Source organism: Pelagimonas sp. (assembly GCF_058892305.1).
This window is the reverse complement of record NZ_JBZXVN010000014.1, coordinates 66,930-87,466: the sequence shown is the minus strand read 5'-3', so window position 1 is coordinate 87,466 and position 20,537 is coordinate 66,930. Positions and strand designations below refer to the sequence as shown.

Below are 20,537 nucleotides of genomic sequence, written 5' to 3'. Positions count from 1 at the left end.
CTAAACAACCGCGAACTGCCCCATCATGCCGCCATCTTCATGCTCGAGGATGTGACAGTGAAACATGAACGGCAAGGCTTCACTGGCGGGCTGATCAAACCTCATCAAGAGTTCGGCGCGACCATCAATCAGGACCGTGTCCTTCCAACCGGTGTTCTGTGGATTCGGTGCGCGGCCGTTTTCGCTAAGCACTTGGAACGTCACACCGTGCACGTGGAATGGGTGCATCATCATGTTTGCCGACACGGACCACCGCTCCAATGCTCCACGCTGGATGGTGAAATCCGTGCGTCGCATATCGAACGACCGGCCGTTGATCGAAAACCGGTTCGAACTCCGGCGCATCATCATCCCCGGCCCCATCCCCATATCCAGTGTTACTTTGCGGCGAGTTGCTTTGGTTTCGTCCATATCAGGCCGCGATCCACCGAGGTCTAGGGGAAGTGCAGCGATACGCGCATTGAGCGCTGTGTCCACTTTGAACGGAAGTATTTCGAATGGTGGTCCGGCCGCTCGACGGCCGCCCATCATGCCGCCACCCATCATCCCCATGTTTGTGCTTTGTTGGCTTATAAGCGACACATCTTTCCCGTCCCCGAAATCCACAAGAACCTCATAGCGTTCGCCTGGTGAAAGGGTCAGTTCGTTCAACTCGATGGGTTTGTCGAGCAAACCGGTATCCGTAGCTACCAGATGCATTGCGCGATCATCGGACATTGAAAGCGTGTAAATCCGGGCATTCGATCCGTTCAACAGGCGAAGTCGCACGATGCCTCGGGGCACCATTGCCGTTGCGCTGACCTGGCCATTGATGAGCATCGTGTCGCCAAGGAATCCCATCATCTGGTCCGGCATCGACAAGCTGTAGTCCATGCGGCCGCGCCTATCAAAACGCCGATCCTGAAGAACGAGGGTCAGATCATCGATGCCATAGGTCGACGGCAAGCCCCTTTCATCATCCAACCCATCGCTAAGCTGAAGAACACCTGCCAGCCCCATGTGGACCTGACGCGCGGTTTCGCCGTGAATATGAGTGTGATACCAAACCGTCGCTGACGCCTGGTCGACCGGTAATTCCGGTGACCATGTGGCCCCGGGTGCAATGGGTTGGTGCGGTCCGCCATCGACATCACCAGGGATGACCAAACCGTGCCAATGTACGGACATCGCTTCGTTCAGGCGATTTTCTACTTCGGCCTGAACCGCGCCCTTGTTAGCGACGCGCACGGTTGGACCCAGAAAGGCTTGGTTGAAACCCCAGGTTTCTGTCGCTGTATTTCCCAGGAAGTTCGTTTGGCCCGATTGGGCCGCAAGCCGAAATCGCCCCGTACCTGTCGCATCCAGAAGCGGAGGCATGGCAAGGGGACCCGCCTCACGGTTCGCCCAGGAAAGCTTCGGGATGAACGTTGCAACGGCGCCAGCGCCGAGACCGGTAATCAGACCGCGTCGAGTGATCATTAACTGAATTCCTTACTGCTTGGCATCATGTGTGTTCGAGCGGCGATCTTTGCCGCTCAACTCTTCCAGGATTGGACAGTCGGGGCGATGATCACCGGCACACTCTTCAGACAGGCGCGTGAGCGTGGCGTGCATGGCCTGCAGGTCGGCGATCTTGGCCTCAATTTCATTGAGATGTTTTCCGGTGACTTTCTTGACCTCTGCACTGGCGCGGGACTTGTCCTCGTAAAGCGCAAGCAGCGTCCGGCAATCTTCAATGGTGAAGCCCAAAGCGCGCGCACGTGCCAGAAAGGTCAGTTTGTGAACATCGGCATCGTTAAATACCCGATATCCGTTCGTTTCACGCTTGGGTTTGACCAGACTGATGTCCTCATAATACCGGATCGTCTTTGCGGGCAGGCCGGACTGGCGTGCAACATCTCCAATGTTCATGCTTTTCTCCTTTATTCCGCCGGGGCGGGAACCGCTTGCACGGCTTCCCTACCCCTGGTTTCATTTTCGTCAAGAAGTGGTGCCACGCGGCGCAGTCTCAGGGCGTTCGTCAGAACAAATACCGAAGAAAGCGCCATCGCACCTGCCGCCAGAACCGGCGAAAGCATCAGCCCGAACGCCGGGTACAAAACGCCCGCGGCCACCGGGATCAGCGCGGTATTGTAACTGAACGCCCAGAACAGGTTCTGACGGATGTTACGCATCGTGCGCGTTGAAACTTCGAACGCATTGACCACGCCTCGCAGGTCGCCGGACATGAGAACAACATCGGCGGATTCGATGGCGACATCTGTTCCGGTCCCGATGGCGATGCCCACATCCGCATGGGCGAGCGCCGGGGCATCGTTTATGCCGTCACCTACGAAAGCGATTTTCTGCCCGCCTGCCCTGAGCCGGTCGAGTGCTTCGACTTTTCCGTCCGGCAGCACACCCGCAACGACATGATCGATTCCGGTTTCCGCCGCGATCGCATCGGCTGTCTGCTGTTTGTCACCGGTGATCATCGCCACTTTCAAGCCTTGGCGATGCAGCGCTTCGATTGCTTCGCGGCTGCTGGCTTTTACAGGGTCAGAGACCCCGATTACGGCAGCGATCCGTCCTCCGATTGCAGCATAAAGCGCCGTGCGTCCACGTTTCGCCAGATCGATTTCGGCTTCTGCGAGCGTTCCCGGGTCAATCCCTTCACGAAGCATGAACCTGTCGGCCCCGACCAGAACTTCGACACCGTCCACATCTGCTTTCACACCATAGCCCGTGACGGACTGAAACCCGGAGGCTTTGACATCAGCAGCCTTCTCGACTAGCGTCGCGCGTACAATCGCCTGGGCGATCGGATGCTCGGACTTTTCTTCGACCGCCGCGACTTGCGCCAGCACCGCTGTACGCTGAAACCCGTCTGTCAGGATGACATCGGTAAGTTCGGGGCGGCCTTGCGTAACAGTGCCGGTCTTGTCGAGCGCCACAACCCCGACCGAGGTTAGCTGTTGCAGGGCATCCCCCTTGCGAAACAAAACGCCCATTTCGGCCGCGCGCCCGGTGCCCACCATGATTGAAGTCGGCGTGGCCAGCCCCATCGCGCACGGGCATGCTATGATCAGAACCGACACCCCGGCAACCAACGCAAAGGTAAGCGCCGGATCTGGCCCCACAAACAGCCAGACAAGGACTGTCAGCAACGCAACCCCCATGACCGCGGGAACAAACCAGAGGGTGATCCGGTCCACGAGCCCCTGAATCGGAAGTTTCGCGCCCTGCGCCTCTTCTACCATCCGGATAATCTGTGCCAGCGTAGTGTCCGCCCCAACGCGTGTGGCGCGAAATTGGATACTCCCAACTCCGTTGACCGTCCCACCAGTAACCGCGTCACCCGGCGCCTTTGCCACGGGAACCGGCTCGCCGGTGATCATGCTTTCGTCAAGGTGGCTCACGCCATCTGTGACTTCGCCGTCCACGGCAATGCGCTCTCCGGGGCGCACTTGAACCGTATCGCCAACCCTCAGTTCTTCGATGGCCAACTCAATCGGTTCTCCATCCCGAAGAACCCGCGCCGTACGGGCCTGCAGGCCCAGGAGTTTCTGTATCGCGGCGCCAGTGCGTCCTTTTGCACGCGCCTCCAGATACCGGCCGACTAATATCAGCACGACGATGACCGCCGCCGCCTCAAAATACACCGCCCGCACCGATGCAGGAAGAACTGCGGGCAGGAACGTCGCAACCACCGAATAAGCATAGGCTGCACCTGTACCGACCGCGACAAGGCTGTTCATGTCAGGCGCACCCTTCAAAAGCGAAGGAAAGCCCTTGAGATAGAAAAACCGACCCGGCCCCAACAAAACCGCCGTGGTCAGGGCGAACTGAATCAGCCAGCTTGTCTGGTGGCCGATCGCGCGACTGATCCATTCATGCATGCCTGGAACAAGATGCGCGCCCATTTCGAGCAGAAACACCGGCAGTGCCAAAGACGCCGCCAGGATCGTTCGTCGGGCGATTTCACGAGCCTCTTCTTCCTTGCGGGCAGCACGATCCAACGACGCATCCGCCTCGGCAATCTCGGCTGGATAACCAGCCTGTGTAGCGGCTTTGGCAAGCGCCGCAGCATCCGTTGCTCCCTCAAGGTAGGAAATAGTGGCAGTCTCCGACGCGAGGTTAACGTTCACGTCGAGAACGCCAGGCACGGCGGCCAGCGCCTTGTCAACGCGGCCAACGCAGGACGCGCAGGTCATCGAGGCGACATTGAGCGTTACACTGGCGCGACGTGCTGGATAACCCGCCTCGTCAAGTGTCCCTGCGATTTCGCGCAGCCGTTCCGGCGCATCGACTGACACACGGGCGGTCTCATTGGCCAGATTTACCGAAACATCGTCCACGCCCTCCAGGGAACCAAGCGCGCGATCCACGCGCCCGACACAGGACGCACAGGTCATCGATTCAATGGACAGCGTTGCGCTTGTTGGGTTGGTCATTGTCGTCTCCGATTCCGGCTTTCAACCTTACATCTAGGGATTCCAGTTACTGTAAGGTCAAGGGCGAGAGAGAAATATGTTCAACAGAGCGAAACCGACTTGACCCTCCCCCTACTGGAGCCCCCATATCCCGAAAAGACATCAAGATTAGGAGCCAATCATGGAATTCAGTGTTCCCGAAATGAGCTGCGGGCATTGCACGGCCGCAATTGAAAAAGCCGTCAAGGATGTAGATCCAGCGGCAACGGTTAATTGCGATCTCGACACCCGTCGTGTGGCCGTTGATACCTCCCTTTCACAGGCGGATGTGAGCCTGGCGATCAAAGCGGCAGGATACGAGTCTGAACCTGCCGCTGCTTGAAAAACTGCCGCCTCAGGATCAGACTTGAGGCGGCACGTCCGTTCTTTCACTCGTCCCGGCCGGACCGGGCGTCGGAAACATAGATCTCCAGTTCGGATTGCTCCACGAAACCTGGTACCAAAGCATCACCAATCACGAATGATGGCGTACCGTTGAAACCTAGGGCCTGTGTCAGGCGCATGGAAGACGCAATGTGCTCTTGCACTTCCGGTGCCTCCATGTCCCGACGAAGCTGGCCGATATCAAGACCCACCTCTTTCGCGATGCGCAGAACCGATGCCTCTTCGGCGCGGCCGCTCATCCCCATCATGGCCCAGTGGAATTCTTCGTATTTGCCCTGGTTGCGCGCGGCCAGGGCTGCTTTGGCCGCAAACACTGATCCGTCCCCCAAGATCGGCCACTCTCGGTAGACAAGCCGCACATTCGGGTCGCCATCAAGCAGGCCCTGAACTTGCGGCATGGCCCTGCGGCAGAAAGAACAATTGTAATCGAAGAACTCAACAACCGTCACATCTCCATCCGGATTACCTAGAACCGGTGCATTGGGGTCTTGTTCCAAAAGGTTCCTTTGGTTGATCAGAACCTCAGCTTGCGCAGATGCTTGGGCGCCTGCCTGCTGTTGTTCAAGGATGGCGACCGCCTCCATCACGATTTGCGGATTTGCGCGGATTGTCTCAAGAACCAGCTCTCGTACGCGCGCTTCATCCAGTCCATCGGCATAGGCCGTGAAAGGTGCCATGATTGCCAGCGTAAGCGCCGCAATTCCTTGTCTGAATCTCATTTCAGTTTCCTCCCCGTTCATTGTCGAAACGTGTTCGTTCAGCCTGGAGCTGACGCTGACGCTCAGGCCAGGTTGATTGGATAAACGCTAGAATGTTCCAGATTTCTTCGTCGCCCAGATCATCGCCAAATCCCGGCATGCCGCTGTCAAACTCAACCCCTTGGTCGGCCAAAACAGCTTTCCCGCCACGCTTCGTGTAGTCAAAAAGCATTCGATCTGCGTGGTGCCATGTGTGCCCGGTCTCATCATGCGGAGGGGCGGGCAATCGCCCGTCCTCTCCCGGTGAGCGCCAGTCTTGTTGCCCCTCGAGATTATAGCCATGGCATGACGCGCAATACTCGCCATACAAAGCCTGTCCAACTTGGATATCTGGTTCGTTGGGAGCGGTTATGGATTGGGGGTTGCTTTCTTGCGAGACAACCCACCCGGTCGCGCCTATGAGGACGATAGCCGCCGCACCGAGCAAAATGGTTGGTTTGTTCATGATACGTCGATCCATGTCATCATGCCCGAAGCCGCATGTGAGAGCATGTGGCAGTGGAAAAGCCACTTGCCCGGGTTGTCCGCGACAAATGCGATTTCGCGCGTTTCACCGCCAAACATCAAAACCGTATCCCGCAAAGGCCCTACCGAACCATCCTTCAGCAACTCACGAAAATGCATGCCATGAAGATGCATCGCGTGCGGAAACGACGTGTCATTGTAAATTTCCAGACGTGCGGTTTCTCGACGCGATAAACGGGCAAGTGGAGCGTCGGTCATGCCGACCGCCCCGTTGAATGCCCAGAACTGGTTGGCCTGCGCGAGTTGGCGAAAGGAATTGCGCTCACCGTTTAGCTCTGCGGCATTCAGGCCACCCATCGCCCCTCCTTCCATGTTCAGGCGAAACCGTCGTGCTGTTTCAATACCCTCTATTTCCATGTTCGGGTTGGGCGGAAGTGGCGCCGGATCAGCGCGCGGCGTTGCAGCCGCGTCGCCGGCGACCGTGAAAGTCGTTTGCGAATACTGCTGCTGGTCATCAATTCGGACGAGATGAGCCATATCTCCGGACTCGGCAACAACATCAACGAAAAGATCGGCCCGCTCTCCCGGGGACAGCAAAAACGCCCCTTCAACCAACTCCGGCTTTGCCAAAGGCATACCGTCGTAAGCCATCACCCAACCTTTCAACCCAGCAAGGCCCAGTTCGAAGATCCGGGCGTTCGCCGCGTTGATTAAGCGCAAGCGAAGTCGCTCGTTGCGCTTGACTGGCAATGTGAAACCCGACCTTCCATTGGTCGCTATGTAATTGCCCCGGCGGCCGGCGTGACTGCGATCGTGCGGAGCCTCAAATTCCGGATCGATTTGGGCCGTTTTCGGGTCAAGAAGCCAATCATCAAGTATCAGCACCTCGTCACGGTCAACGTCCGCCGCAACCGGTTCTTCGACAATCAACGCACCATAAAGCCCTCTGGCAACCTGTTCAAAAGAGCGATTATGAGCATGAAACCAGAAAGTTCCCGCATCAGGGGCAACGAAATCGTAGTCAAAGCTTTTTCCCGGCTCCACCGCATCTTGGGTGAGACCTGCAACTCCGTCCATTGCATTGTCGATCCGAAGCCCATGCCAATGGACAGAGCTTGCTTGCGGCAGCTCGTTGACAAACCGTCTCGCAACGCGCTCACCTTGTTTTACCCGGATCGCAGGTCCCGGCATTTGCCCGTCATATCCCCATATCTCAGTCTGCGGATACGCTGACGGCGCCAACTGTACTCTAGCTGGTCGAGCCGCCATCACGGCCATCTCTTCCGAAGCAGCAAATCCCGCATTCGGCAGTGCTCCGAGTAATCCCACTGCGCCGCTTGCTTGCAGAAATTCCCGCCGTGATTGTGTCATGTCGTCCCTTTCGTTTTTGCGGGCAGTCTGGGACCGCCCACAATCTTGTCACCCACCTGAATGATCATCCATCAAATACGTTGCGATGGCCTGTCGATCTGCATCCGTCAGGAATTGCGTTCCTTGAAGAACGACCTCACCCATTGAACCACCGAAGGCGTCTCCGCTGGGCGTAATTCCCGTCTTCAGGGCGTATGCGAGCGCATCCACGGTCCAGTCACGAGACTGAAGCGTTTCATGGTCGATCGCCGGCGCTTTGTTGCCTCCCGGAAGAGATGGGTTGCCTGCGAAGTGCTCGTCATCGGAGTTTCGAGCGCCAAGGATGTTTCTGCCAGTATGGCAGGCCGCGCAATGTGTCGCTCCTTCGACAAGTTCCCGCCCACGGTTCCAGACAGGGTCGTTACCTTCAATCGGGCCTGTCCGAGGTGGTTCAAGAAATGCCGCGCGCCACAGTTTCAGGCCCCATCGTTGATTAAACGGAAACGCCATTTGATGACTTGGGGCCGGTTGAGACACCGCAGGGACGGTCTGAAAGGCCGCCCACAGATCTGCAATGTCCTGATCTGTGAAATTCGCGTAAAACGGATAGGTGAAGGCCGGGTAGTATGGCTCTCCCTCGGGCGAGATGCCCTGCCGAACCGCTTTTGCAAACTCCTCGATTGTCCAATCACCGATGCCATGCTCCGGATCGGTGGTCAGGTTTGCGGAATAGAGTGCCCCGAAGGGCGTGTCCAACTTCACACCACCCGCAAGTGGAGCGCCGCGGTCCTCAAAATCAGTGTGGCACGCAATGCAACCGCTTGCACGCGCGAGATAGGCGCCCCGATCTACGTCACCTATCAACTCGATTGGATCGGGTTTCAGGCCTATCGGCCAAATCACCAGTGTTCCAAGCCCAACGATGCCCAGTAACGCTACGCCGGAACCAAATAAGATAATTCGCTTCATCTTATTTTGACTCCGCACGGAATTTTGTATGACAGGCCGAGCAAACCTGACTGACCATTGCGAAGGCGCCATCCACCGGCATACCCGCAATGTCGTCAGCCGTCATCGCCCCCTGCATCATTCCACCGCCCATCATGGTGCCGCCGCCCATCATTGCGCCAGAAGACATGCCACTTTGGGTGCCTGCCATCATGCCGTTGTTGGCCGCTCTCGCCAGTCCGTCAGCATAGACCTCAAGTTGCTCGGCCAACTCAGTGAATTCGTTCCAGTTGGTCCAGACCGCATCCCTGGTTTCCGACGGGGCACCGCCACTGCCTTCCGGGAAAAGCTCTGTGAGATCAGCGCCTGCGTGATTTCCAATCGTTTTTGCTACCGAACGAACAGTGGCGGCATTGAATTCGATTTCGCCGCGCATCATTGGGGTGATCGCTTTAACGGCTTTTCCCATGGCGCTCATGGCATCCATGCGTTCTTTGACAATTCCGGTAGCGCCGCCATGAGCATAGGCGGCGAGCGCGGCCGAGGTGAAAACAAAAGCGGCAATTACGGTGAGTTTTTTCATCGGTTTGGTCCTTGATCTGTATGAGTTGATGTATCTGCAATCAGGACCGAACGCGCGGAGGTGGTGGATCAGACAAAGCTAACCAGCTTTCGCGTGAATGGCTGGTGAACGAAAATGGCAAAGGGGTTTGGGCACTTGAGACTGTTAAGTTCGGTTGCAGCGTTAGAACGGCGGTCACGTAACAGTCCAAGCCGGGATGGCAGTGATCGGAAATCTCCGCAAAATCTGCGTCATGCGCACCCCGGTGGGACTTCTCGTGCTCCCCGGCAATGGCGAATTCGACTTCGGGATGCGCGCGCACCGCTTCAGGAAGCGCCAAAAAAACTCCAAGCACAGTCACAACAACGACGCGGACTAGAAGACTTACCTGATTTCCTCTCCAGAGATGCATCAGTTGATCCCGTTCTCCCGTTGAAGCTCGCGCACGTAACGCGCAATGTATTTCACGTCAGCTTGGGTCAGTCCTTTGACCGGAGGCATGTTTCCGAACTTCCAGTGGTGCGCGCGCACGCCGTTTTTAGCGGCCAAAACGAATGCCATGTCTGAATGGTGGCTTGGCTCGTAAATCTTGTGAACCAACGGAGGTGCGACACCGTTCTGGCCTGCCGCATTTTCACCGTGGCAGTCCGCGCATTTTGCCTCGAATGCACGCTTGCCGAACTCCGCTTCAGCAGACAAATTGGCTGGCATGCGAAGCTCAACGATTGGTTCGCCCTGGGCGATCCGGCTTGTGTCCGGTGTCACCATCGAATGACCCTGAGTGGCGGGTGCGGGTTGCAGAAACTGCAACACTGCCACGGCCAAACCCGCAAGCAAGACCCCTCCAACGAACAGACCAGGTTTATTCATTTGTCGTCCTTTTCCCGTCTTGGGGCGGTTTTCTTCAGATAAGCTTGACTTGTGTCCCGATCGGCGTCCGCTCGTACACTTCCTCGATTTGCTCGTTGAAAAGACCAATGCATCCGTTCGACGATTTTCGCCCGATTTTGCGTGTGTCCTGGGTTCCGTGGATCCGGTAGTATTGCCACGAAAGGTAGAGCGCCCGTGTCCCGAGAGGGTTTATCGGATCGCCGCCTTTGACGTATGCGGGCCATTCAGGATTGCGCTCGCGCATGGATGGGGTTGGAGCCCAGCCCGGATTTTTTCGCTTTTCGACAACTTCGGTGTAGCCGCGCTTTGTCAGCTCGTCCGTCAGTGGCACCGACGTGGGGTAGACTCGCATCTCCCCGTCCGTTGTCCAATGCTGGAGAACCTTGGTGGTTGTGTCGGACACGATTACTCCCTTGCCCAAGCCGTCGAAATGATCCCGCCAGTCGTGCAATGCGAACGACGATATGTTGCGGCGCACAGGTTCAGATTCCTGCGCCCGCACTATCGAGGGAGCGGCAAGGAATGCTGACGCTCCAAAGAACAAAGTTCGTCTGGTGATCTGGATTGATCTGAACCTGCCCATGTCTTGCCTCCAATTAGTAGGATCATCCGCTTAGGTCTTCGGATTTTTTCTACTAGAAGACTGCTCGACATCAACCTGACAAGGCAGTGATTTTTGTATCCATATGTAACCTTGACCTTACCATATGTGAGGCCTGCAAATGGGGGTGCGATCAAATGTTGCGAGGAATCGATGACTAAAAAATCCAGCCCAACCGGGTCAGGCCACTCAAAGATTATGCACTACGGCATGATGGTGTGCTGTGCCGTTATGCTATTGCCGATTGCAGGCTATTTTGTTGCTGGAGGAACGATTGGCGGGCTTTGGGGCAAATCAGCGGTCTTTCTGCCGCTTGTGCTTTGTGTCGGGGCGCATTTCGTGATGCATAAGATGATGGGGAAATCCTGTCATGGGGCTTCAGAGGACGAAGGGACGACAAAGGCGATTCCATTACTCACGGACCAACGAATGGAAAAATCCCAACGCCAAGGGGTGTGAATTGGCCGGTCGTTGTCGCGTTGTTTGTGTAAGCTTGCTAGGGCTCGCAGTTACTGGCTGTTCTTCAACTGTTGATCAATGCGTCAAACCGGATGGCCCGGCGGTGTCTTCGAAAGGCACCGCTTCTGCGATTCCAGAAGGGTGTAGAATTGAAGGATCTCCTTCCGGCTCCGTGCAAGCCATTTCCTGCGCAAACGGGCGCCAGGGCTATGTAATTATTAAATAAATAACCATTCGAGAGGGTCTATGGAATGGCAAGCAGGCGTGGAGTTGTCTTTGGCATTGCGGCATTCGCAGCGGGTGTTATGTCCATTCGATACGCGCGATCATTTCTGGAACCTCTCCCCGAGTTTCAGGATTTGACCGATCCAGTTGGATTTCGAGAAATCTCTGGAGGTCCGTCATCAACCGGTTTTGATCCTTTTGTTGGTTTGGCTGATCCGAACGAGCGAACTAGGCTGCGCACTCCTAGTGATGTTCGGCAGAACCTCTGCAAGGCTCTTTTCGGGGAAACGGACGAAAACTTCGGTTTCGTTCCCTTGGCATCTTTCTCGGACTATTATTGTCCATATTGCCGGGTTCAGACAAAACGCTTGGCTGGTTTGGCGGAACAGCTGGGCGCTGGTGTTAAAGTTGTCTGGCACGAACTGCCTTTGCTTGGCGATACATCAATGCTCGCCGCAAAAGCTGCTTTGGCGGCGAAAAGGCAGGGTGCATACGTCCAATTCCACGAACGTCTTCTTTCCAGCCCATTTCAGGCAACACCTGAGTACTTACAATTGCTCGCAGAGTCTCTTGACCTCGATCACGCACGCCTGGTTTCGGACATGGAAAGCAAGGATGTGTTGCAAGAGCTTGATACCAGCTCGATCTTATCTGAGATTTTCGGGTTTATCGGAACGCCCGCATTGGTGGTTGGCCGTACTGTCATTCAGGGCCAGATTTCCGATCGCAACCTACTGAAAATTATCGACCTGGAGCGCTCAGAAGGATGGGCACAGGTATGCTGATGGCGCGCAGCAAGTGCCAAGTCATTCTTTTGGTTTTGACTTCAATTGTGTTTTCTGTGCTTCAAAATCACGCGGCACAGGCTGAGGTATCCGCCAAATTCAACTCTCCTGCTGTAACGGCGGCGCTCATTTCGGTCCAGAACGGTGTGGCCCCTGATGCGAACACAATATCTGCGGGGCTGGACCTAGACCTCGGTGAAGGCTGGAAGGCCTACTGGCGATCGCCAGGAGAGGTTGGTCTTCCTCCGGAAATCGACTGGAGCAGATCGCAGAACGTCGCGAATGTCAAAATGCTTTGGCCGGCACCAACCCGGTTCACGGCATTCGGGATCGAGAACTTCGGCTACAGCGATGAGGTCGTTTTCCCTCTGGAGGTTCAACTGGAGCAGCCAGGCAAACCCGTCTCCCTTTTTGCCAGGGTTTCTCTGCTGATCTGCTCGAATGTCTGTGTCCCGCAGAATTTCGAACTGTCGCTGACCCTTCCCTCGGGAATCGGAATTGATAATAAAAGCGCCAGCCGGCTGAGCGAATTTATTGCGCGGGTGCCGCTCGAAGAGAAGGATGCACAGCTGGAATCCGCCATTGCGCATGTTGATGACGGTTTTTCGGAATTGACGATTTCGGTAAAGGCCGCTGCGCCATTTCAGGCGCCTGACGTGTTCCCTGAACTCGGAACCGGCACCGCTCTTGGCAAACCTGACATTCGGCTGGGCGATCGCGGAACCCTGCTTTGGGCGCGCTTCACGGTGTTGTCATATGACGAGGAGCGCTCCAGGCCTCCGATCGTCACCGTTACTGATGGTGCCGGTCGCGCCTTCACCGTGACCCCCGACCGGGTCGAGACGCAGCCCGCGCCGCCTTTCCGCCTCAATGTGCTTGGTCCCGGCATTGACCAACTCGCCTGGATCGCGCTGGTTGCGTTTCTTGGCGGGATGATCCTAAACGCCATGCCTTGCGTGCTTCCGGTCCTGTCGATCAAGCTTTCTTCCGCCCTCAAACAGCAGGGCCGTGACAAACAGGTAGTACGTGGCGGATTTCTTGCGGCCGCTGCAGGCGTCATGGTGTTCATGTGGGGGCTTGCCGCCGTGCTTTTCCTGCTGCAACGCTTCGGAGTCATGGTCGGTTGGGGGCTTCAGTTTCAAAACCCCGTGTTCCTGGCCCTGATGTTCACCGTCCTGGCTGTGTTTTCGGCAAACCTTTTCGGGTTGTTCGAAATCGCTTTGCCATCCGGCCTGCAGACGCGGCTCTCCAATACTGGCCGCAGGCATGGCTATACCTCCGACTTTTTCACAGGCTTGTTCGGCGCGGTTATGGCGACGCCGTGTTCAGCGCCATTTCTTGGTACCGCTATCGCCTTCGCGCTCGCTGGTCGTGGAACCGATCTGCTGATCGTTTTCACCTTTCTCGGTCTCGGGCTCGCCACACCTTACCTGGTTGTCGCCGCATCCCCGCGCCTAGTGACCTTCCTGCCAAAGCCCGGCCGTTGGATGGTCGGATTGAAGCTTGTGTTGGGCCTGCTTCTGGTTGTCACCGCACTCTGGCTGTTTTGGGTTCTCACAGGCGTCGCCGGTACCCGGGCGGCGATTGCGGTTGCCGCCCTGTCAGCAGCCTTGATCCTGGTCCTGTCCCGCGGCGGCCTGTCACCCCGGCTGCGCTGGCCGGGAATCGCGGTGTTATCGATCCTGCCGCTCGTCGCATCCACCATGCTGGCGCAACCTGCCGCCAACCACGTAAGCGCAACAACTCAGGAATGGACGGCATTCGACCGCGCCGAAATCGCCCGCCTGGTCTCTCGTGGCGAGGTGGTGTTTGTCGATGTCACCGCCGACTGGTGTTTGACCTGCAAAGCGAACAAGGCACTTGTTCTCGATCGCGAACCCGTCCTCCATGCTCTGCGAAGTGATGACGTCACACAAATGCAGGCAGATTGGACACGGCCGAACCAGGCGATTTCGCGTTACCTGGAAAGTTTCAACCGCTTCGGCATTCCGTTTAATGCGGTCTACGGCCCGGGTGCCCCGAACGGGATCGTTTTGTCGGAAATTCTCTCGGCGGCAGCCGTTCTCCAAGCTTTGGAAGATGCCCGTCTCGCAACGCCGGTTGCCGCAGCACAGAACTAAGCTGATGCACATACGACCAGTCATTCTTGTCCGAGAAAGATACCCTAGCGAATACCACTCTTTGCCTTCACTTCGCCGTGAAGCTTGAGCAAAGTCATGGTTCAAAGCGCCGCAGCTCAATATCAAGAGCAAACTCGCAACTGATTTCTAACGGCCAAGCAAGCTCGGCACATTAAACGAAGGAAAACACCATGCCACCAATCAACCCCAACCGCAGAGCCGTTTTGCAAAGCGCTGCGGCCGCGCTGATTGCATCCACCCTGCCTGCAATTGCTCAAAGCAACTCTACACTCCACGTGATCAAGGATCCCAATTGCGGATGCTGCGGTGCTTGGATCAAGATAATGCGTGTTTCGGGGTTTGATGTCACCGTTCAGAACGCGTCAAATGAGGCTCTTTATGGTTACAAACTCAGAAACGGAATTTCCGAAGACCTTGCCTCATGCCACACCGCGACGATCGAGGGGTATTTCGTTGAAGGCCACGTTCCAGCATCCGATGTGCGTCGCCTGCTTGCCGAGCGCCCCGATGCGATTGGATTGACCGTGCCCGGCATGCCTTATGGGTCGCCCGGAATGGGTCCCGAGAGCGAACGAGACGCCTACGATGTGCTTTTGATGAAAAAGGATGGCACGACCGAGGTATTCGCAAGTTACCAAGGCGAATAGGGTGTCTTGAAATCACCTGTCTACAGGGTCGGTCTTGAAGCGCTTTGGCACTCAGTTTGCAGATCTGCCCAATGCCTTGCCTTCGCCCGCAGCGGCGCGCCAGATCAGCACCAACCCCACAGCGATCATCGGAAGCGTCAATGCCTGACCCTGTGTCAGCCCTAGATCGCCAATCTGCCAGGCAAACCCGGTCGGATTGCCCGCGCTGACAAACTGCGCGTCCGGCTGGCGTACGAACTCGACAGTAAACCTCGCCAGACCATAGCCGGCAAAAAAGACACCCATCAATAATCCGGGCCTTCTGAACCCGGCCTTTCGAAACGCAATCCAGAAAATGACTGTGCCGAGCAGAATGCCCTCAAGCGCCGCTTCATAGAGCTGGGATGGGTGGCGGGCGCAGAGCTGCCCGATCTGCTGCCCGCAATCCTGCGCCGCCCGTCCGGGGAATACCACGCTCCAGGGCAAATCGGTGGGGCGGCCCCAAAGCTCGGCATTGATGAAATTGGCCACCCTGCCGAGGAACAGGCCCGGCGCCGTAATCAGCGCCAGCAGATCACCGGTCGAAAGTAGCGACAATTTTTGCCGCAATGCATAGACCAGGGCCACGATGGCAACGCCGAGAAGCCCGCCGTGAAACGACATCCCGCCTTGCCAGATCTTCAAAATCGCCAGCGGATCGTTGGAAAACTGCCCGGGATTGTAGAACAGGACATATCCCATCCGGCCACCGAGGATGATGCCCAGGATCAGGTAGGTGACCAGATCTTCGAACTGGTCGGGCTGCATCACAGGCTGGTCATTACGCCACATTTGCGGCCGCGCCAACACCACCTTGGCCAACCGCCAGGCAATAAGGATCCCAACGATATAGGCCAGGGCATACCATCTGAGGGCAACCTCAAAGCCAAAGACGTCGAATGCGAACAGTTCGGGGGAGATGTCCGGAAAAGGGATCATTTTGGTATGCCTATCGTTGCGTCGGCCCGAGTTGCCCGGTCAAAGCTGTTTCGGCTGAGGTCCATCTGGACCTCGGAAGTTCTTCAAAGCTCGACTTCAGGCGACGGGATGCAGAACCACGCGGGTTTCCATGGGAACACGGTTGTACAGATCGATAACCTGATCATTCACCAAACGCGCACACCCGTTAGATACGCGGCGTGCCAGCGTCGAAGGTTCATTGGTCCCGTGAATCCGCAGATAGGTGTCGCCACGACCGGGCTGGAACAGATAAAGCGCCCGTGCGCCCAGCGGGTTGTTGAGACCACCGGGCAGCCCATTCGAAAGCCGCCCGTACCGGTTCGGTTCGCGCTTGATCATGTCGGGAGTGGGCCTCCAATAGGGCCACTCTCTTTTCGCTCCGACAAAAAACTCGCCCGCCTCATAGAGCCCAGGTCGACCAATACCCACTGTGTATCTGAGGGCTTTCTTTTTCGGCAACGTCCAGTAGAGCGCAAACTGGCCGGGATCGACATGGATTTCATTGGGCTCAAAATCCGTTTCGAGCCGGACCTCGCGGGGCATGAACGCTTCGGGCAACTGGTAGTCCGGGATAATCTCGTCATGCGCCAGCAGGGGTGTTGCCGCAGCGAATGCCGACATTGCCATCCCGCCTTTCAGTAAATCACGCCGTTTCATGGCTCTATCCTTTCAATTCCGATAACGCGCGTTCGATCCTTTGTCGTCTCGGATCGGTTTCCGGTGCGTTCTGCAACAAGGCGCTCGCTTTCTCATATGCGGATACTGCGTTATCGCGCTCGCCAAGCACGGTGTAGGCGTTTGCCAGCCTCATCCAGCCTTCCAGGTCGTCCGGCTCGTCTTCGAGACGGGATGCCAGGCGTTCAACCATGGACCGGATAAAGGCGGACCTGTCCTCTTCGGTCATGTCGCCAGCTGCCGCGACATCGTCCGCCGATGGTCCCGGGCCCGCTACCATCGGAGCAAAGCTGGCCAAGTTTACCGGGGCGCGGCCAATCTCGCTTCCAATTCGGTTCGCTTTGGCGACAAAGGTTTCCATCCAAGGCGCGAAACCCTCCGCTTCATTCAGGCGGCTGATCAACAGGTCATGTGCGTCCTTCGTTTTACCGGCCTGTTCCAATGAGACCGCCATGTAAAAGGCCGCTGCCGGATTGGCAGGGTCCAACCTGAACGCTTGGTTGATCGCCGACTGTGCCCGAGGCGTGACAATCCCAGCCTCTGCCATGACCAATGCTTCGGCAAGCCGCGACCAGGTTTCAGATGTGGCACCTTCACGACGCGTGATGACGTCAAAGGCCTGAACGGCGTCACTGTGTTTCCCCATGCGCATATAGGTCTGCCCAAGCAGCATCCACCCGTCCGATTGACCGCCATTTGGTTCGCTGGTCAGGCGTTCAAAAAGCTTCTGCGCCAAGTCAGCGATTTTTTGTTCTTCTTCGCGCTCGGCCTGAAGTGCTTCCAACGCACGGCTTGATGAAACAGGAGTGCCGTTAATCGAATAGTATCCAATAGCCAGAATTGGAACGAACAACGCGGCCAAATACATGGCGGCGTTTCCATCGCCAGCTGATTGCGGGCCTGCGTCAGAGGTTTTACGCGACAACGCCAGGATTCGCCGCTTGATCTCCATCCTGGCGGCGTCGGCTTCACCCTCGGAAATCACGCCGCGCTCATGGTCTCTTTGGACTTCGTCGAGCTGGTCCACCAATACCGCCGAGGTTCCATCCTCGGTGGCGACAACACCCTTGCCCTTTGCTAAAAGCGGCCAGGCTGCGAACAGCACCGCTATCAGGGTCATAAACCCGAAACCGGCCCAGATCATGATGGATCTCCTGATTTTTCATTGTCGATAAACTTCGCCACCTGACGCTCTTCGGCTTCTGTTAATTCAGGTAACGCGCTTTTCCGCCTGCCTCGCAGAACGATGTTCAGACCAAAGAGCAGAGCGATCAGCGTCAAGGCGATCGGTGTGCCCCACAAAGCGTAGGTCGACGGTTTGAATGGAGGCTTCAGCAGGACATAGTCGCCATAGCGTGCCTGGATGTAGGCCATCACCTGATTGTTGCTGTCTCCCTCCAGCAACCGTTCCCGGACCAGTAGCCTCAGATCTCTCGCGACGCCCGCGTTGGAACTGTCGATGTCCTGGTTTTGACAGACAACGCAGCGCAGATCCTTCGAGATAACGCGCGCCCGTTCCTCAAGCACCGGGTCAGCAAGCATTTCGTCGGGTTCCACCGCTTGCGCTGACAACGGCAGAAGGATCATGAAAACAAGCAGAACGACAAACCGATGCATTAGCTGTTCCTTTCCTCAAGCGCGCCAGCCTGAGTGAGCGCTTCACGGAACTTTGCAATGGCCTCATCGCCCACGACCGGTCCGACATAGCGGAAAAGAACCGTGCCATCCGTTCCGATGATGAAACTTTCCGGAACACCGGAAATCCCCCACTCGATCCCGATCCTACCGTTCAGGTCCGATCCGATCCGCTCGTACGGGTTTCCAAGATTGGCAAGCCAGCGCACCGCATCCTTGGGCTTATCCTTGTAATTGATCCCGAACAGCCGGATGCCATCGCGTTCGACCAGGTTGGTCAACACTGTATGCTCGGCGCGGCACGGAACGCACCATGAGGCAAACACGTTGAGCACGATCGGGCGATCATGCCCGGTCAAATCGGCGCGCGACAATCCCGGTGTTTGGAGACCCTCAACAGCTGCAAGCTCGAACTCCGGCGCTGGCTGTTCAATAAGAACCGAAGGGATTGCGTTTGGATCGCGGTTTGGATTCAGACCCCAAAGGAAGAACCCTCCAAAGATCATAGCGATCACAAGGGGTGCGAAGGCAAGAATACGTTTCATCTTCTACTCCGCCGGAACCGAGGTGGTCGCGTCAATGGTTCTACGCCGAGGCGCGCCAACCCGTAGCCTCCTGTCCGAAAGGGACAGCCCTCCACCAAGAACCAGCATGAACGATCCGATCCAGATGAAGTTCACCAGGGGCTCATAAAGAATGCGAAGCGTCCAGGCGCCGCTTTCTTCTGCATCTTCCGAAGCAGGCGCTGCAATCGAAGCGTATAGATCGCCTGCCAGGGTCGAGCGTATCGCGGATTCCGTCGTCGAGCTTTGTGCCACCGGAAATGTTCGGCGTTCGGGATAGAGCATCGTCACGATCTCACCGTCGCGACGCACGACCAACGTACCACGGTCTGCAAAGTAATTCGGGCCGCTAAGGCGCTGAACACCTTCAAACGTAACATCAAAACCGGCAATGAAGATGTTCGAGCCCGGCCCGACAAACACGACCTGTTCAGATTTCCAGGCACTCGATCCAACAAACCCGAACATTGCGACTGCAAGACCCGTATGAGCCATAGTCATACCATGGGTTGCCCTTGGCAGGTTTCGCGCGCGTCGCAGTGCCTCTTTGAAGGGGACATCGAAAAGTCGAATTCTAAGCGCCCATTCCCGTAAGGTCGCAAGGAACAGCCAGATCGCCAGAAGGATCGAGAGATAGGCAAGAACTGGGCCGCCCATAGTTACATACCAAATGGCGAGGACACCCAGCACCGACAGGATGGCGACGAAGCGAAGCCGCTGAAAGACCCCGGCAAGATCGGCACGTTTCCATGACAAAAACGGACCAAGCCCCATCACAAAGACAAGAGGCAGCATCATCGGAATGAAAGACGCATTGAAAAACGGTGGTCCAACCGAAATTTTGTCACCCGTCACGGCTTCCAGAAAGAGCGGGTAAAGCGTTCCGAACAGCACGGTTCCAGTGGCCGCCGCCAGAATGAGGTTGTTTACCAATAGCCCCGCTTCCCGGCTGACCGGCTTGAAGAGCCCACCGGCCTCCATCATCGGTGCACGCCACGCAAAAAGCGCCAGTGAACCGCCGATTGACAGCGCCAGAAGCATCAGAATGTAGAGCCCGCGTTCGGGATCGACCGCAAAGGCATGCACCGACGTCAAAAGCCCTGACCGCACGACAAAGGTACCCAGCAGCGACAGCGAAAACGTCAGGATCGCCAGAAGGATCGTCCAGCTTTTGAATGCGTCGCGTTTCTCGGTCACGATGGCCGAATGCAGAAGCGCCGTGCCAAGCAGCCATGGCATGAAGCTGACATTCTCAACCGGGTCCCAGAACCACCAGCCACCCCAGCCAAGCTCGTAATACGCCCACCATGACCCGAGTGCGATACCTGCGGTCAGGCTCATCCACGCGGCAAGTGTCCACGGTCGGACCCACCGCGCCCAAGCTGTATCGATCCGCCCCTCCAGCAAGGCCGCAACAGCAAATGAAAAGACGATCGAGAACCCGACATAGCCCAAGTATAAAAGCGGTGGGTGCATCGCCAACCCGACATCCTGAAGCAGCGGGTTCAGATCATTGCCGTCGATTGGCGGCGGAAACAGGCGTTCGAAGGGGTTTGACGTCAACAGCATGAAGGACAGGAATCCGACGCTGATCCAAGCCTGCACCGACAAGGTTCGGGCCTTGAGAGGCTCGGGGATGTTTGAACCGAAAAAGGAAACCGCAGCGCCGAATGCCGTCAGAATGAGAACCCAAAGAAGGAGCGACCCCTCATGGCTGCCCCAGGTCGCCGCAACCTTGTAAAGCATCGGCTTCAGGGAGTGTGAGTTTTCGGCGACATTCAAAACCGTAAAATCGCTGACAACAAACGCGCGCATCAATGCCGCGAATGCCAAGCCAACGAACAACAGTTGAGCCACTGACAAAGCCCGCGCCGAGCGCATCCACACTAGGTTGCCACGTGCCGCACCGAGGATGGGAAGCACGCTTTGGACGAGCGCAAGTGCCAATGCGAGTGCCAAAGCGAAATGGCCGAATTCGGGTGTCATGGTGTCTTCCAGTTCGTATGTGTTCGGTTGCGG

21 protein-coding genes are annotated in these 20,537 nt (G+C 56.9%); 5 read left to right on the top strand and 16 right to left on the bottom strand.

Features of this window, described 5'->3' with window-relative positions:
• From AC5EFR_RS05860 to AC5EFR_RS05850, 3 genes are read right to left on the bottom strand one after another with little or no spacing between them, the layout of a single operon-like run.
• Nucleotides 1–1,458: a multicopper oxidase domain-containing protein gene (locus AC5EFR_RS05860; RefSeq protein ID WP_493574970.1), complete on the bottom strand. Its 1,458-nt coding sequence runs from the start codon at nt 1,456–1,458 to the stop codon at nt 1–3.
• Nucleotides 1,459–1,470: 12 nt separating this feature from the next.
• The gene (gene cueR, locus AC5EFR_RS05855) at nt 1,471–1,890 is read right to left on the bottom strand and encodes a Cu(I)-responsive transcriptional regulator (RefSeq protein WP_417246834.1); all 420 of its coding nucleotides are present in this window, start codon (nt 1,888–1,890) and stop codon (nt 1,471–1,473) included.
• A gap of 11 nt (nt 1,891–1,901) precedes the next feature.
• Nucleotides 1,902–4,412 (bottom strand): heavy metal translocating P-type ATPase, encoded by a 2,511-nt coding sequence (locus tag AC5EFR_RS05850; RefSeq protein WP_493574969.1) that lies wholly within the window; start codon nt 4,410–4,412, stop codon nt 1,902–1,904.
• 160 nt (nt 4,413–4,572) lie between these two features.
• On the opposite strand from AC5EFR_RS05850, the gene AC5EFR_RS05845 reads away from it, so the two are divergent.
• Nucleotides 4,573–4,773 (top strand): heavy-metal-associated domain-containing protein, encoded by a 201-nt coding sequence (locus AC5EFR_RS05845; protein ID WP_298571286.1) that lies wholly within the window; start codon nt 4,573–4,575, stop codon nt 4,771–4,773.
• A 46-nt stretch (nt 4,774–4,819) separates the two neighbouring features.
• Here the strand turns inward: AC5EFR_RS05845 and AC5EFR_RS05840 are convergent, their stop codons facing one another.
• From AC5EFR_RS05840 to AC5EFR_RS05810, 7 genes are all read right to left on the bottom strand, one after another.
• Entirely contained in the window at nt 4,820–5,554 is a 735-nt protein-coding gene (locus AC5EFR_RS05840; protein WP_493574968.1) for a DsbA family protein, read from the bottom strand.
• Nucleotide 5,555: 1 nt separating this feature from the next.
• Nucleotides 5,556–6,053 (bottom strand): c-type cytochrome, encoded by a 498-nt coding sequence (locus AC5EFR_RS05835; RefSeq protein WP_493574967.1) that lies wholly within the window; start codon nt 6,051–6,053, stop codon nt 5,556–5,558.
• Nucleotides 6,035–7,429, bottom strand: coding sequence for a multicopper oxidase family protein (locus tag AC5EFR_RS05830; RefSeq protein ID WP_493574966.1), 1,395 nt, complete (start codon nt 7,427–7,429; stop codon nt 6,035–6,037). The genes AC5EFR_RS05835 and AC5EFR_RS05830 overlap by 19 nt, the downstream gene beginning before the upstream one ends.
• A gap of 48 nt (nt 7,430–7,477) precedes the next feature.
• Nucleotides 7,478–8,377 (bottom strand): c-type cytochrome, encoded by a 900-nt coding sequence (locus AC5EFR_RS05825; RefSeq protein WP_493574965.1) that lies wholly within the window; start codon nt 8,375–8,377, stop codon nt 7,478–7,480.
• Between the two features lies 1 nt (nt 8,378).
• Nucleotides 8,379–8,939 carry a c-type cytochrome gene (locus AC5EFR_RS05820; protein WP_493574964.1) on the bottom strand — a complete coding sequence of 187 codons (561 nt, stop codon included), beginning with the start codon at nt 8,937–8,939 and terminating at the stop codon, nt 8,379–8,381.
• A 390-nt stretch (nt 8,940–9,329) separates the two neighbouring features.
• A complete protein-coding gene (locus AC5EFR_RS05815; RefSeq protein ID WP_298571299.1) occupies nt 9,330–9,788 on the bottom strand; it encodes a c-type cytochrome in 459 nt (152 codons plus the stop codon).
• Between the two features lie 34 nt (nt 9,789–9,822).
• Nucleotides 9,823–10,392, bottom strand: coding sequence for a L,D-transpeptidase (locus tag AC5EFR_RS05810; protein ID WP_298571301.1), 570 nt, complete (start codon nt 10,390–10,392; stop codon nt 9,823–9,825).
• Between the two features lie 171 nt (nt 10,393–10,563).
• On the opposite strand from AC5EFR_RS05810, the gene AC5EFR_RS05805 reads away from it, so the two are divergent.
• The 4 genes from AC5EFR_RS05805 to AC5EFR_RS05790 all read left to right on the top strand — a co-directional run bounded on the left by AC5EFR_RS05805 (nt 10,564) and on the right by AC5EFR_RS05790 (nt 14,667).
• A complete protein-coding gene (locus AC5EFR_RS05805; RefSeq protein WP_298571303.1) occupies nt 10,564–10,869 on the top strand; it encodes a DUF2933 domain-containing protein in 306 nt (101 codons plus the stop codon).
• Nucleotides 10,870–11,228: 359 nt separating this feature from the next.
• A complete protein-coding gene (locus AC5EFR_RS05800) occupies nt 11,229–11,879 on the top strand; it encodes a DsbA family protein (RefSeq protein ID WP_493574963.1) in 651 nt (216 codons plus the stop codon).
• Nucleotides 11,873–13,999: a protein-disulfide reductase DsbD family protein gene (locus AC5EFR_RS05795; protein WP_493574962.1), complete on the top strand. Its 2,127-nt coding sequence runs from the start codon at nt 11,873–11,875 to the stop codon at nt 13,997–13,999. The genes AC5EFR_RS05800 and AC5EFR_RS05795 overlap by 7 nt, the downstream gene beginning before the upstream one ends.
• A gap of 191 nt (nt 14,000–14,190) precedes the next feature.
• On the top strand, nt 14,191–14,667 hold the full coding sequence (locus AC5EFR_RS05790; protein WP_058243003.1) for a DUF411 domain-containing protein: 477 nt from the start codon (nt 14,191–14,193) through the stop codon (nt 14,665–14,667).
• Between the two features lie 51 nt (nt 14,668–14,718).
• On the opposite strand, the gene lgt is transcribed toward AC5EFR_RS05790, so the two are convergent.
• From lgt to AC5EFR_RS05760, 6 genes are all read right to left on the bottom strand, one after another.
• Nucleotides 14,719–15,624, bottom strand: a complete 906-nt coding sequence (gene lgt / locus AC5EFR_RS05785; RefSeq protein WP_058243004.1) for a prolipoprotein diacylglyceryl transferase — start codon at nt 15,622–15,624, stop codon at nt 14,719–14,721.
• Between the two features lie 96 nt (nt 15,625–15,720).
• On the bottom strand, nt 15,721–16,302 hold the full coding sequence (locus AC5EFR_RS05780) for a L,D-transpeptidase (protein ID WP_203240447.1): 582 nt from the start codon (nt 16,300–16,302) through the stop codon (nt 15,721–15,723).
• A gap of 4 nt (nt 16,303–16,306) precedes the next feature.
• Nucleotides 16,307–17,464, bottom strand: a complete 1,158-nt coding sequence (gene ccmI / locus AC5EFR_RS05775) for a c-type cytochrome biogenesis protein CcmI (RefSeq protein ID WP_493574961.1) — start codon at nt 17,462–17,464, stop codon at nt 16,307–16,309.
• Nucleotides 17,461–17,937, bottom strand: coding sequence for a cytochrome c-type biogenesis protein (locus AC5EFR_RS05770; RefSeq protein ID WP_058243007.1), 477 nt, complete (start codon nt 17,935–17,937; stop codon nt 17,461–17,463). The genes ccmI and AC5EFR_RS05770 overlap by 4 nt, the downstream gene beginning before the upstream one ends.
• Nucleotides 17,937–18,500: a DsbE family thiol:disulfide interchange protein gene (locus tag AC5EFR_RS05765; RefSeq protein WP_058243008.1), complete on the bottom strand. Its 564-nt coding sequence runs from the start codon at nt 18,498–18,500 to the stop codon at nt 17,937–17,939. The genes AC5EFR_RS05770 and AC5EFR_RS05765 overlap by 1 nt, the downstream gene beginning before the upstream one ends.
• 3 nt (nt 18,501–18,503) lie before the next feature.
• Nucleotides 18,504–20,504: a heme lyase CcmF/NrfE family subunit gene (locus AC5EFR_RS05760; RefSeq protein WP_493574960.1), complete on the bottom strand. Its 2,001-nt coding sequence runs from the start codon at nt 20,502–20,504 to the stop codon at nt 18,504–18,506.
• Nucleotides 20,505–20,537: the final 33 nt, after the last annotated feature.

Coding starts and splice junctions, on each gene's coding strand:
- AC5EFR_RS05860 (WP_493574970.1), bottom strand. CDS start 1,458: ATGATCACTCGACGCGGTCTGATTACCGGTCTCGGCGCTGGCGCCGTT.
- cueR (WP_417246834.1), bottom strand. CDS start 1,890: ATGAACATTGGAGATGTTGCACGCCAGTCCGGCCTGCCCGCAAAGACG.
- AC5EFR_RS05850 (WP_493574969.1), bottom strand. CDS start 4,412: ATGACCAACCCAACAAGCGCAACGCTGTCCATTGAATCGATGACCTGT.
- AC5EFR_RS05845 (WP_298571286.1), top strand. CDS start 4,573: ATGGAATTCAGTGTTCCCGAAATGAGCTGCGGGCATTGCACGGCCGCA.
- AC5EFR_RS05840 (WP_493574968.1), bottom strand. CDS start 5,554: ATGAGATTCAGACAAGGAATTGCGGCGCTTACGCTGGCAATCATGGCA.
- AC5EFR_RS05835 (WP_493574967.1), bottom strand. CDS start 6,053: ATGGATCGACGTATCATGAACAAACCAACCATTTTGCTCGGTGCGGCG.
- AC5EFR_RS05830 (WP_493574966.1), bottom strand. CDS start 7,429: ATGACACAATCACGGCGGGAATTTCTGCAAGCAAGCGGCGCAGTGGGA.
- AC5EFR_RS05825 (WP_493574965.1), bottom strand. CDS start 8,377: ATGAAGCGAATTATCTTATTTGGTTCCGGCGTAGCGTTACTGGGCATC.
- AC5EFR_RS05820 (WP_493574964.1), bottom strand. CDS start 8,939: ATGAAAAAACTCACCGTAATTGCCGCTTTTGTTTTCACCTCGGCCGCG.
- AC5EFR_RS05815 (WP_298571299.1), bottom strand. CDS start 9,788: ATGAATAAACCTGGTCTGTTCGTTGGAGGGGTCTTGCTTGCGGGTTTG.
- AC5EFR_RS05810 (WP_298571301.1), bottom strand. CDS start 10,392: ATGGGCAGGTTCAGATCAATCCAGATCACCAGACGAACTTTGTTCTTT.
- AC5EFR_RS05805 (WP_298571303.1), top strand. CDS start 10,564: ATGACTAAAAAATCCAGCCCAACCGGGTCAGGCCACTCAAAGATTATG.
- AC5EFR_RS05795 (WP_493574962.1), top strand. CDS start 11,873: ATGCTGATGGCGCGCAGCAAGTGCCAAGTCATTCTTTTGGTTTTGACT.
- AC5EFR_RS05790 (WP_058243003.1), top strand. CDS start 14,191: ATGCCACCAATCAACCCCAACCGCAGAGCCGTTTTGCAAAGCGCTGCG.
- lgt (WP_058243004.1), bottom strand. CDS start 15,624: ATGATCCCTTTTCCGGACATCTCCCCCGAACTGTTCGCATTCGACGTC.
- AC5EFR_RS05780 (WP_203240447.1), bottom strand. CDS start 16,302: ATGAAACGGCGTGATTTACTGAAAGGCGGGATGGCAATGTCGGCATTC.
- ccmI (WP_493574961.1), bottom strand. CDS start 17,464: ATGATCTGGGCCGGTTTCGGGTTTATGACCCTGATAGCGGTGCTGTTC.
- AC5EFR_RS05770 (WP_058243007.1), bottom strand. CDS start 17,937: ATGCATCGGTTTGTCGTTCTGCTTGTTTTCATGATCCTTCTGCCGTTG.
- AC5EFR_RS05765 (WP_058243008.1), bottom strand. CDS start 18,500: ATGAAACGTATTCTTGCCTTCGCACCCCTTGTGATCGCTATGATCTTT.
- AC5EFR_RS05760 (WP_493574960.1), bottom strand. CDS start 20,504: ATGACACCCGAATTCGGCCATTTCGCTTTGGCACTCGCATTGGCACTT.